The organism is bacterium (assembly GCA_030649055.1).
Lineage (GTDB): Bacteria > Patescibacteriota > Minisyncoccia > UBA6257 > JAUSGH01 > JAUSGH01.
Genome location: JAUSGH010000018.1, coordinates 26,263 through 37,622, shown reverse-complemented (window position 1 = coordinate 37,622; position 11,360 = coordinate 26,263). Strand labels below are relative to the sequence as shown.

Sequence of the window (11,360 nt, the reverse complement as noted above, 5' to 3'; positions counted from 1 at the left end):
AACGGCGGCAAATCAATGGAAAGCGTCCGCGCCGCCGGCCCCTTGCCGATGACCATGTGCAGTTTCCGCATTTCCATCGCAGGATACAGCACTTCTTCAATCAACCGGTTCAACCGATGCACTTCGTCAATGAACAGAATATCGTTTGCTTCAAGATTGGAAAGAATGGCGGCGACGTCCCCCATTTTTTCCAACGCCGGGCCGGAGGTGACGCGCAAATTCGCGCCCAATTCTTTTGCCACAAGGTATGCGAGTGTTGTTTTGCCTAGTCCCGCTTGTCCGTAGAACAACAGGTGGTCCGGCGTCTCATTCCGTTTCTTCGCAGCGTCCAACATGACGCGCAAATTACGCTTGGTCTTCTCCTGACCGATGTATTCGCCCCACGTTGTCGGCCGGAGCGCCGCGTCAAGGGTCATTTCGTCCGGTTGTTGCTGTTTTTCGTTATTCATATATTTAATACTCACGAATATCTCGAATGTTTCGGCTTAATAACGCGAATGCGGACACCGGAGAACACTATCTAAAATAACTTTTATCCCTTTTCCTATATTCGCGTTATTTTTAGCACCCAATTCGCGATATTCGTGAAAACTACACGCCCTATTGACAAACCAAAACCCCTATGCTAGAATGGCTGCTAGTTGGTGTAATCGCCTCAAATGATCTGTGGGCAGGGAATCCCTTTTAGTTCGGGTGGCTCGGTTTCGGCTTGGCCATTCCTCAAAGGCATTCTAACCTCTTTTAACTTTAAATTGAAAGAGTTATTCACATCTGTCTCGCGATTTATCGCGAGGATTTGCCCACAGATCATTGGAGGCGATTTTTTGTTGTCAATGTTTAGTACTCACGAATATCTCGAATATTTCGGCTTAATAACGCGAATGCGAACACCGAAGAACACCATTTAAAATAACTTCTATCTTCTTTTCTGTATTCGCGTTATTTTTAGCGCCCTATTCGCGATATTCGTGAACACTCTACCACTTGATTTTGCCCGTCGCCGACTGCACTTCCTCCAGCGTTGTCAGTCCTTGAAGGGCTTTGAGGATTCCGTCCTGTTGCACCGTCGTCATTCCCTGCCCGGCCGCCAATTCCTGTAGCCGCACCTCGCTGGGATCGGTATTAATCGCCTTCTCCACCGCGTCGTCCACACGGAAAAGCTCGAAACAGCCGACTCTGCCGCGGTAGCCAATCCCCCCGCACGCGTCACATCCCTTTGCTTCATAAAGCGCTGCCATTTCAAGCGCCGGTTTTTGGACACGCTTCGGAAGCGCCGCGATAAATGCCTTAATTTTTGTTTTTGTGGCATCACCTACCGGTGCCAAGACGCGGCACTCGGGGCACAAGCGCCGCAGCAACCGTTGCGCAATCACAAGGTTTAGCGCCGGCCCTATGCTCGCTGGCTTCACGCCCAAATCAATAAGCCGAGGAATGGCGCCGGGCGCGTCGTTCGCGTGAATGGTGGAGAACACGAGATGCCCCGTAAGCGCCGCTTGGATGCCGATGTCCGCGGTTTCCTTATCGTTGATTTCACCGACTAAAATAACATCGGGGTCTTGCCGCATAATGGAGTGCAACCCGGAAGCAAAATCATACCCCGCTTCGCGATCAACTCCGGTTTGCTCGATGCCTTCTAAATGATACTCAATAGGATCCTCAATGGTGATGATTTTCATTTCTGCGCTCTGCTTGTGGCGCAAGAATACGTAAAGAGTGGTTGTTTTGCCGGAGCCGGTCGGTCCGGTGTTTAAAATCATGCCGTTCGGCGCCTGCAGCTCTTCTTCTAGTATCACCAGATCATCAGCGCGGAGCCCAAGTGAATCCAAGCTCATCACGAGCGCGTCCTGATAGAGCACGCGGAGCACCGCGGTTTCGCCGTATTCCGAGGGAATCACCGAAACGCGGATTTCAATTTCTTTTCCTTCTGGAAGCACCAGCGAAAAACGCCCATCTTGTGGCTCAGAGGTCACATTGAGCTTCAACTTGGAAAGCAGTTTGATGCGGGACATGAGCCGCGCATAGGGTTCTTTCGGAAAATCCAACATGATGTCGTGGAGTAATCCGTCAATGCGATAGCGCAGGCGAACATGATCGTCTCCCGGTTCAATGTGAATATCTGATGCGCGCTGTACCAGCGCGCCCAAAAGCACCTCATTGAGCACCTCGGCGATGCTCGCGGCTTTCGGGTCATACGCCAAAAGGGCGTCGCGCACATGAGCGAGTACCTTAAATGACGCGCGCGCTCTTGCGAGCTCGTCTCCCACAATCACAATCTTTCCGGTAATCTGTACCGCCTCTTTCGGTAAATATTGATAGGACTCCCAAAGATGGAGCAGGCCTGAAAGCGAACCAATGACGACCTCCACTGCGTAACCGTCGTCGGTGAGCCGCTTCACAATCGTCTGCACCGCGACGACAGAGCCGTCAATTGCCGCAAGCGTCACGCGTTTGCCTTTCGCATGAATGGGGGCAACTTTTGCGCTGCGCGCCTCATCTTCGGGCACCAACCGCAAGGCATCAACTTCGAATGGGGACTTTGCAAGGTCAATATACCGCAAGCCAAGCGTTGCAGCCCGTCGCTCGGCATCGCGTTCTTCCGCTTCGCGGCGCATCTGCGCCAATTTTTCGTCAGTGGCGGAAATCATAAGCAGAACTCGTAACGTATTCTTAAAGCCACCTCTTATTACCATCAGCGTAACGGGTATTTTTTTATACCGCAAGACGACTATTGACAAAGTTATAGCGATATGCTATACTTTTAGCGTAGTTTTTGTACCTTCCCAACACTCTTTTGGAGATCCTCGCATGAGGAACTTCACGTTGGCGCTGCTCATCATGATCGTCCCTGCCGCATTCCTCACGGGATGCGGGACCATCCACTTCACCGGCCTCTCGGTCATTGAGGAACCGGACGGCGTGGTGGTCACGAACTGCACGAGCGACTGCTCGATCGTCGTGAAGAAACTCGGTGGGACGTCCACCGGGATCACGGCACGAGTGGTCTCAAGCCCTATGCTTCCGCCAGGCGAAAGCTGGGTGGTGGACACGAAAAACCTCTCATACAACCGCTCCGACACCGTCCTCATCTGGGCGGAGGTGTACCGCAACGGCAAGCTTATTGGTGGAGCGCAGTTCCAAAGCGTCTCCGTCGCACCACAAACGGCCCACAGGGACATCTGGATGGTCCACGACTGCGACGTCCACTCGGATCACTGGCACTACGGGCACTGGAACTGTCGGTAGCATTGCTTCTGTGATTCTTTTCTCAAGGAGGAAGACATGAATCGGGTACTTACGGTCGTGATAGCGGTGTTCGCTCTCACCGTTCGCCTTTCGACGCCGGTCGCGGCAACGAGCGAGGAGTGTGGCGTGGTGGTCACGAACGACACCGACACGAACGTCACCGTCTTCGGTGGCGGGATGAGCGGCGTGACCGTCCCTCCGGGGAGGTCCTGCCTCGTGCCCTTCCCTCGCGGATGGGCTTGGCTCACAGTGCGAGTGGTGCAGATGAATGGCGTTGGCGACTTCTTTGACCCCGAGAGTCGCCTCTACAAGACTGATGAGGTGGGGGCGTGGCGCGTCAAACGCCACGAGTTCTAAGCGCAGAGGCCCGAGTGATGCAAGCGCATCGCTTGGGCCTCTTCTCATTTTAATACGAATAAGTCATATTGGACTTATAAGTCTTATTGGACTTATAACATATGTCCGGTCATTCAAAATGGAGTCAGATCAAACACCAAAAAGGCATCACCGACAAAAAGAAAGCGGTGGTTTTTTCGCGGCATTTACGCGCGATTGCGGCTGCTGCCGTCACCGAACCAAATCCGGATTTTAATCCCAGATTGCGCAGCGCTATTGAATCCGCAAAAGCCGACAATGTCCCAAACGATAACATCGCCCGCGCCGTTGCAAAAGCCGGCGAGGAAAAACCAATGGAGGAGTTGGTGATTGAAGCGTATGGCCCCGAAGGAGTAGCGCTCATTATTGATGCCTTAACCGACAGCCACAACCGCACCATCGCTGAAATCAAACACTTACTCGCACTTCATGAAGGGAAAATGGGCGCCATGGGAAGCGTGCAATGGGCATTTGAACCGCCGCAATACGGTGCCGAACGCATTGCGAAGTTCCCGCAGGCTATTTCCGATGAAAACGTAGAAAAGCTATCCGTATTAGTTGATGCGCTGGAAGAACACCGAGACGTGCAGAGGGTTTCCACGAACGCGGAGTAAACCCGGGTATCAAGTATTGAGTATTGAGAAGAGCGTATGCGAAGGGCTCACTATAGCACGAGCACCGTGTTCCCATACTGTCTTCTGTATACTTGATACTCTATACTACATTTGAGCCCATGAAGATCCTCGGCATCGATCCCGGAAGTGCGCGCATCGGTTACGGCCTTATCACCGATGACGGCCGACGTCTTGTCGCCATCACGCACGGCCTTATTGAGTTGCGCCAAAAAGACCCGCACGAAAAACTGCTCGCGCTCGCGCGGGAAATGCGCGCGCTGCTTAAACAAAGCGCGCCCGATATTGTGGCGGTTGAGAAGCTGTATTTCTCTACAAACCAAAAAACCGGGATCGTGGTGGCGGAATCCCGTGGCGCTATTTGTCTGCTTATACTTGAAGCGGGTATTCCGCTTTTTGAATACGGTCCAGGCGAAGTAAAGCTAGCGGTGACAAACAATGGCGCCGCGGACAAAATCGCGGTAGCAAAAATGGTAAAAAAAATTCTCGGTTTGACCGTTATTAAAGGCCCGGATGACGTAAGCGACGCGCTGGCAATTGCCATCACCGGCGCGCACCGGTATAAATTTGATATGCGCGCAAAATGAGAATAATTAAAAAGGGTTCTTTTTTAGGTTAGTGTTTAATTCGCATTATTTACCGCCATTCGCATTATTCGCGATTACTCCCTATTGACAAAGGTTGCGGTGCGCCGATACACTGTTTTTGTTATTAAATAAGTGGCTTCTCGCCGCAATAAAATCAAAGGTTAATATTATGAAAAAGAAAACTATCACCATGGCCACGAAGAAGGACGACGACGAACTCATCGACGATGAGGACGCGGAGTTAGAAGAAGGAGAGGAGGAAGAGCTCGGCGATAGCGACCTTGAAGACGACGAGGAAGAGGAAGAAGAAAGCGCATACTAGAACTCTGCGCGAGGTTCTAAACTACAAAACTCCCTTTAGCGGAGTTTTGTAGTTTAAAGCTGAAGCGGGGATTTGATGTATGATAAAGACACATGCGAACAGTAAAATACATTCTCGGTATCGGCATCGCGCTCGCCGCGGCAGGAGCTGTTTTTGGCATTGCGACGTTTATTTATATCAGCAAAAATCTTCCGGATCCCGCCACGTTTGACAGCAGAAAAGTCGCGCAATCAAGCAAGATTTATGACCGCGAGGGCGCGGCATTGCTGTACGAAATTCACGGCGAAGAAAATCGGACGGTTATTCCGTTTAGCGCGATTCCCGAGCTCGCAAAAAAAGCGACGATCGCCATTGAAGACGCGGGTTTTTACGAGCACGCGGCGTTGGATTGGAAATCTATCGTCCGTGCGATGCTGGTAAACATCCGCGAAAGGCGCTTGGCGCAGGGCGCTTCCACCATCACGCAACAACTCGCGAAAAACGCTTTTTTAACTCCTGAAAAAACCATCTCACGCAAGCTGAAAGAATTGGCGTTAGCGTTCCGCTTGGAAAGCCAATATGCCAAAGATAAAATTCTTGACTTATATCTTAATCAAATCCCGTACGGCGCGAATGCGTACGGCATTGAAGCGGCAAGTCAAACCTATTTCCGAAAATCCGCGAAGGAGTTGTCTTTGCCGGAAATTGCCGTGCTCGCCAGCCTGCCTCGCGCCCCAAGCTACTACTCGCCGTGGGGCAACCACAAAGACGAATTACTGAGGCGAAAAGATTTAGTATTACAGCGCATGGCCGACATTGGTTTTGTCGCGCCCGACGAAGCCGCGAAAGCAAAGGAGGCGTCTGTTGAGTTTACGCAGCAAATCACGCAAATTGCCGCGCCGCATTTCGTGATGGCGGTGCAGGATTACTTAAACACGCAATACGGCGAAGAATTTGTGCGCACCGCGGGATTAAAAGTAACTACAACGCTGGACACAAAACTCCAGGAAGCCGCGGAGCGTGTGGTTATGGAAGGAGCAAAACGCAACGAAGAGCTGTATTCGGGAAAGAATGCGGCGTTGGTCGCCCAAGACGCGCGCACCGGACAAATCCTCGCGATGGTCGGGTCGCGCGATTATTTTGACGCGACGATTGATGGAAATTTCAACGTGGCCACGCAGGGCCTCCGTCAGCCGGGCTCAACAATGAAACCATTCGCGTATCTTACGGCATTCAAAAAAGGTTTTACGCCGGACACAATCCTGTTTGATTTAGAAACGGAGTTCGACACCTCCGAAGACCCTGAAAAAAGCTATAAACCGCAGAACTTTGACGAACAATTCCGCGGCCCGGTACGCATGAAAGAATCACTCGTCCAATCAGTAAACGTAACGTCGGTAAAAACACTCTACCTTGCCGGCATTGATAGCGTGCTGAAAACCGCGCGCGACTTCGGCATTACGACTCTCACTGAACGTAGTAGGTACGGATTGTCGTTGGTGCTTGGCGGCGGCGAAGTGCGCCCCATTGACCTCGTTGGCGCCTATGCCACCTTCAGCCAAGACGGCGTTCACCACAAGCAAACCTTTATTCTCCGCGTAGAAGATGCATCCGGAAAAATACTTGAGGAGTACAAAGACGAGGCGACGCAAGTGATTGACCCGCAATACCCGCGTATGATTAACGAGATTCTTTCTGATGTTGACTTGCGCCGGCCACTCTTCCAAAACAGCTTATTGCTCACCACGTTCCCCAACCAGGAGGTAGCGCTAAAAACCGGAACAACAAATGACTATCGAGACGCATGGGCTGTTGGGTACACACCATCGTTTGTAGTAGGGGTTTGGGCCGGAAACAACGACAACGCGCCGATGATAAAGCGTGGCAGTAGCATTTTAGCCGCGGTGCCGATTTGGGGCGCTTTTATGGACGAACTGCTAAAAGATAAGCCAATGGAAACATTCTCGCGTCCGGAACCGACATTTGTTGAGAAGCCGGCTTTACGGGGAGATATTGTCGTCAACAACCAAGTCCATGACATTTTATACTACGTCAACAAAAATGATCCACAAGGTCCGGCCCCACTCTTTCCCGACGAAGATTCACAATTTAAAAATTGGGAGGATCCGGTGCTGGAATGGCTTAAAACCCACCCAATTGAAACACTGCCAAGAGGAACTCAAGTTATTGCATCAACCACCGACGCAGGGGCGCTGACGCTCACCATCGAGCAACCGGTGAGTGGGTCGTTTATTAAAAACTCGGTGATTGTTGATATTACAATCACGTCCCCTTCTCCGGTCGACAACATTGAGTTGCGTTTCAATACCCAACTTATGAGCATTGCAAGCGGTCAAATGCTCACAAAAACCGGCGACTACACCTATCGCTACCGCACCGAAATACCGGTTGCGAATCCCCAACTTCAAAACATTTTGAACATTAAAGTTCTCGCTGGAAACAGCAAGATGGTGGAAAAGGACATTATCCTCTTCCGGTAGGTAGAGTAATCACGAATAACGCGAATCAGGCTCGGTAATAATGCGAATAAACTCGGGTTGTTCGCGATTACTCTACGCGTTCCGTATCGGCATCACGATATAGAAATACGATGCGTCATCCGGCGACCTTAACACCGCGGGTTTGGCGTTGCCGTTCAGCACAAAAAGCACTTGCTTGCCGCGCAAGGCGCGAAGGCCGTCAAATAAATACCGCCAATTAAAACTCACCGCTTCAACATTTGGTCCTTTAATTTTTGCGGGTATGAGATAACTATTTTCGCCAAGTAATTGGTTTGCCGCGTGGGCTTCCAACACCTTTTTTGCTCCATCGATTGTAAGGCGCACCTCGTTCACTTTGCCGCTGAAGCTGCTCACAAGCTTTAAGGCGTTCAAAAACGGTTCTTTCTCCACAACCACCTCGGTCTCGCTGGTTTTCGGCACTATTTGTTCGTAATCCGGATATTTACCGTCAATAACGCGCGAAATAAGTGTGGTGTGCTCGTTTTTGAAAAGAATTTGCGCGGCATCAACAGCAACATCAACCATTCCGGTTCCCGCAAACGCGCGTTGGACCTCTTGAATGGTTTTTAATGGGATAATGACGCGAAACGACGATCCTTCTTTTGTCTGCACTTGGTGCGATGCTAACGTTTTCTCCGCGAGGCGGAAACTGTCGGTTGCCGCCAATTTACAATCGTTGTTTTCCCGACACAAAAGCGCGCCGCTGATTTCCGGCATGACTTCTGAAACCTGCGCGGCGAGCGCGACTTGAGCCAACGCCTCGTTTAGTGTTGCCGCTTCAATAGTGATGGTCGCGATTGGAGTTTGAATAGTGGGAATAATAGGAAAATCACTTTCGGAAAGCCCTTGGATTTTTGCGTCGTAACTGTCAGTGGTGATAAGTAGTGTGTTGTTTTTCACTTCGCAATCAATACGCTCATTAGGAAGATTAGAGACGATACTGTAAAACGTCGCGAACGGCACAGTAAGCGCGCCTTCTTCCACGATCTTCGCGGCAACGGATGTGGTAATGCCGATTTCAAGATTTGTCGCCGAAAGCTGAATTTTGTTACCCGCTGTTTTTAGGAGTACGTTCCGTAACACCGGCAAATTATTGTTATCGGCAATGGCATGCTCAATTAACCCCAAACCGTTTTTTAAATTGTTCTTTAGTACTGTTATTTTCATATATATAAAGAATTAGTAGTCGTATTAGAGGAAATCATTTCGGTGGAAATCATTGTTTCGGTGAGGATCCATAGAGAGAAACGAGTATCGCGCGATGTGGATAACGTGAGGGCGGGTGTGGAGGGAAGGTGGACGGCTAGTTATTGCGTTTTGCGAATGTGTTACGGTGCATGTTTTTCTGCACAATATTTCTATAGACCATATGCATCTTATTGTTCAACTTATCAACAACTTATTCATTGGCCCATCCGGAGCCGCTGTTACGCCTGTTCAATTTTATCTTTAATTAAAAGAACCTTCTGAGTTAATTCTTGATTTTTTGCCAATTCCTTCTCAATCTTCACGCATGCGTAAATAGCGGTAGTGTGGTCACGTTTTCCTAGTTTTTCACCGATATAAGGGTAGGAAAGGTCGAGCAAGTCGCGCAAAAGATATGCGGCAACCTGGCGCGGCTCAACAAATTCCTTGCGGCGGCTGTTGCCGATTAAGTCAGCAATCGAAATCTCAAAAAAATCAGCAACCGACTTAATAACAACGTTCGGATTTGCGTTTTTTAATGGCTGACTAATGGTCTCGTTGATGATGTGCTCCACGGAGGCGAGCGTCACTTCTTGTTTTTTGGTTTGCGAAAGGAAAAGGATGCGGTTTAACACTCCTTCAAGCTCGCGAAGATTTTTTTGCACCTTTGTGGCGATGAGTTGAGCGATGTCGTCGGGAAGTGAGGCGTTGCGTTCTTGCAGTTTTGTTTTTAAAATTGCCGCCCGAAGTTCGTAGTCAGGGAATCCGATGTCCGCGATCATTCCGCCCTGAAAACGAGAGCGCAAACGCTCCTCTAGCGTCGGGAGGTGTCGAGGCGGACGATCGGAAGAGATGATGATTTGCTTATTGGTCTCGTAAAGCGCGTTAAATGTGTGGAAAAACTCTTCCTGCGTCATTTCTTTGCCGATAATAAACTGAATATCGTCAATAATGAGGACATCAACCGTGCGATAGCGTTCTTTCAAGTCCTCCATTCGTTTATTTTTAATGCCGGCAACAACTTCATTGGTGAATTTTTCCGAGTGTACATACCGCACACGCACGCGGTTTTGATAACGTTTCTTAATTTCATTGCCCACGGCTTGAATTAAATGCGTTTTTCCCAACCCTGCTCCGCCGTAGATAAACAACGGATTATATTTCTTGCCGATATCTTCAATAACCGCGCTTGCCGCGGCATACGCGAGCTCGTTTGTTTTTCCAACCACAAACGATTCCAGCGTATAGCGCGGGTTAAGGTTTGTTTCCTGGTCAATGCGGAGCTCCGGGAAGGTGAGTTGGGGGCTTAGGGTTGTTTCAACGGCTACGCGGGCGGCAACCGGCATTTGCGGCGTGTTTGCGAGCTGGACAACATACGAGACGTTCTTGATAGAGTCCTCATTGGTGCGTAAAATACCCAAAATCAACTTATGGTATTTGCTTTGCACCCATTCCTTTGAAAATGCGTTTGGAAGGCCGACGAGCGCGACCCCTTCGTTAAAATGAACCAATTGACTGTGTTTTAACCACGTAACAAAGTTTGGCCGTGAGACTTGAAGCTCCATTTCATTTAACACCAACTTCCAAAGTTCGTTAGGATCTTTCATGTATTAGACCTACTGTGTAATTATTTTCGTTACGAAATGCAAAAATCATAGGCGAAACGCAGTCAAAAAAAGCGAGCAATATACACCGTATCTTGTGAGCTTTTTTTGACAAGTTGCAGCCATGATTTTTGCATTGGAGTAGAAAAGAAATTACGCGGTAGGTCTATTGGTCAAAAAGGAATTACGCAGTATATCTACAAGTTAAGTGTAAACTGTCCTAGGCGAATCGCAACCATAAAAGAAATCTACGACTGTGTATGGCCTGTGGATAACTCCGGCGCAAAGAAATAAGATATAAGAAGTAAGAGGTAAGAAAAGCAAAGAAAAAAATTTTATTTCTCAACCCTACTTCTTATTTCTTACGTCTTACTTCTCCCCGGGGCTTGCCTTCCTTGCTCTCATTCTGGTACTATAGAAAGTAATGTCAAGAACATATCAACCTAAAAAAAGAAAAAGGGCAAGAACGCACGGGTTCTTGAAGCGCTCGCGGACATTCGGCGGACGCCGCGTGCTGCGGAAGCGCCGTCAGAAAGGACGCGCAAAGCTGACGAAATAGATTCCATTATGCTGGCAAAGAAGTTTCGCCTGACAACTGAGGCGTTTCCGCTTCACGCGCGTCAAAAACCGTCGCATGTGGAGCGGAGCGCCTCATTTGCCGTTAAAGCATACCCATCTACCGCGGATTGCGCGCGCGTTGGTGTGGTAATCGGAAAAAAAGTAGACGCGCGCGCCACTGCGCGCAACCGCATTAAACGCCAAGCGTATGATATGTTCGGCAAAGCGCTGCCCAATCTCCCCATCGCTGACTATATGTGTATAGTGCAGCCAGGAGCGCAAAACAAAACCAAGGCAGAACTGCAAGCCGAGCTATCCGCAATACTAGATACTAAATACTAGATACTACCCCT

Annotated in this window: 12 protein-coding genes; 8 read left to right on the top strand and 4 right to left on the bottom strand. The window is 49.6% G+C overall.

The genetic code is table 11. From position 1 onward, the window contains the following. Both Q7R85_03925 and Q7R85_03920 read right to left on the bottom strand, forming a co-directional pair. On the bottom strand, positions 1-449 hold a 449-nt coding region (locus Q7R85_03925; GenBank protein MDO8585233.1), incomplete at its 3' end, for an AAA family ATPase. Between the two features lie 528 nt (positions 450-977). After that, positions 978-2,645, bottom strand: a complete 1,668-nt coding sequence (locus Q7R85_03920) for a GspE/PulE family protein (GenBank protein MDO8585232.1) — start codon at positions 2,643-2,645, stop codon at positions 978-980. 160 nt (positions 2,646-2,805) lie between these two features. Here Q7R85_03920 and Q7R85_03915 point away from each other — a divergent pair, with 160 nt between their 5' ends. The 6 genes from Q7R85_03915 to Q7R85_03890 all read left to right on the top strand — a co-directional run bounded on the left by Q7R85_03915 (position 2,806) and on the right by Q7R85_03890 (position 7,639). Then, entirely contained in the window at positions 2,806-3,243 is a 438-nt protein-coding gene (locus tag Q7R85_03915; protein MDO8585231.1) for a hypothetical protein, read from the top strand. Between the two features lie 36 nt (positions 3,244-3,279). Beyond that, positions 3,280-3,600 (top strand): hypothetical protein, encoded by a 321-nt coding sequence (locus Q7R85_03910; GenBank protein MDO8585230.1) that lies wholly within the window; start codon positions 3,280-3,282, stop codon positions 3,598-3,600. Positions 3,601-3,701: 101 nt separating this feature from the next. Next, positions 3,702-4,232: a YebC/PmpR family DNA-binding transcriptional regulator gene (locus Q7R85_03905; protein MDO8585229.1), complete on the top strand. Its 531-nt coding sequence runs from the start codon at positions 3,702-3,704 to the stop codon at positions 4,230-4,232. Positions 4,233-4,351: 119 nt separating this feature from the next. Further along, positions 4,352-4,837 (top strand): crossover junction endodeoxyribonuclease RuvC, encoded by a 486-nt coding sequence (gene ruvC / locus Q7R85_03900; protein ID MDO8585228.1) that lies wholly within the window; start codon positions 4,352-4,354, stop codon positions 4,835-4,837. A gap of 169 nt (positions 4,838-5,006) precedes the next feature. After that, positions 5,007-5,159 carry a hypothetical protein gene (locus Q7R85_03895; GenBank protein MDO8585227.1) on the top strand — a complete coding sequence of 51 codons (153 nt, stop codon included), beginning with the start codon at positions 5,007-5,009 and terminating at the stop codon, positions 5,157-5,159. A 92-nt stretch (positions 5,160-5,251) separates the two neighbouring features. Further along, positions 5,252-7,639, top strand: coding sequence for a PBP1A family penicillin-binding protein (locus Q7R85_03890; GenBank protein MDO8585226.1), 2,388 nt, complete (start codon positions 5,252-5,254; stop codon positions 7,637-7,639). Between the two features lie 72 nt (positions 7,640-7,711). On the opposite strand, the gene dnaN is transcribed toward Q7R85_03890, so the two are convergent. Both dnaN and dnaA read right to left on the bottom strand, forming a co-directional pair. Beyond that, a complete protein-coding gene (dnaN, locus tag Q7R85_03885; protein ID MDO8585225.1) occupies positions 7,712-8,827 on the bottom strand; it encodes a DNA polymerase III subunit beta in 1,116 nt (371 codons plus the stop codon). 260 nt (positions 8,828-9,087) lie between these two features. Next, entirely contained in the window at positions 9,088-10,452 is a 1,365-nt protein-coding gene (gene dnaA, locus Q7R85_03880; protein MDO8585224.1) for a chromosomal replication initiator protein DnaA, read from the bottom strand. A 421-nt stretch (positions 10,453-10,873) separates the two neighbouring features. Here dnaA and rpmH point away from each other — a divergent pair, with 421 nt between their 5' ends. Both rpmH and rnpA read left to right on the top strand, forming a co-directional pair. Further along, complete coding sequence (rpmH, locus tag Q7R85_03875; protein ID MDO8585223.1) at positions 10,874-11,008, top strand: 50S ribosomal protein L34; 135 nt, start codon at positions 10,874-10,876, stop codon at positions 11,006-11,008. A gap of 8 nt (positions 11,009-11,016) precedes the next feature. Then, a complete protein-coding gene (gene rnpA, locus Q7R85_03870) occupies positions 11,017-11,349 on the top strand; it encodes a ribonuclease P protein component (GenBank protein MDO8585222.1) in 333 nt (110 codons plus the stop codon). Positions 11,350-11,360: the final 11 nt, after the last annotated feature.

Coding starts and splice junctions, on each gene's coding strand:
- Q7R85_03890 (MDO8585226.1), top strand. CDS start 5,252: ATGCGAACAGTAAAATACATTCTCGGTATCGGCATCGCGCTCGCCGCG.
- Q7R85_03895 (MDO8585227.1), top strand. CDS start 5,007: ATGAAAAAGAAAACTATCACCATGGCCACGAAGAAGGACGACGACGAA.
- rnpA (MDO8585222.1), top strand. CDS start 11,017: ATGCTGGCAAAGAAGTTTCGCCTGACAACTGAGGCGTTTCCGCTTCAC.
- Q7R85_03915 (MDO8585231.1), top strand. CDS start 2,806: ATGAGGAACTTCACGTTGGCGCTGCTCATCATGATCGTCCCTGCCGCA.
- rpmH (MDO8585223.1), top strand. CDS start 10,874: ATGTCAAGAACATATCAACCTAAAAAAAGAAAAAGGGCAAGAACGCAC.
- Q7R85_03920 (MDO8585232.1), bottom strand. CDS start 2,645: ATGATTTCCGCCACTGACGAAAAATTGGCGCAGATGCGCCGCGAAGCG.
- dnaA (MDO8585224.1), bottom strand. CDS start 10,452: ATGAAAGATCCTAACGAACTTTGGAAGTTGGTGTTAAATGAAATGGAG.
- ruvC (MDO8585228.1), top strand. CDS start 4,352: ATGAAGATCCTCGGCATCGATCCCGGAAGTGCGCGCATCGGTTACGGC.
- Q7R85_03905 (MDO8585229.1), top strand. CDS start 3,702: ATGTCCGGTCATTCAAAATGGAGTCAGATCAAACACCAAAAAGGCATC.
- dnaN (MDO8585225.1), bottom strand. CDS start 8,827: ATGAAAATAACAGTACTAAAGAACAATTTAAAAAACGGTTTGGGGTTA.
- Q7R85_03910 (MDO8585230.1), top strand. CDS start 3,280: ATGAATCGGGTACTTACGGTCGTGATAGCGGTGTTCGCTCTCACCGTT.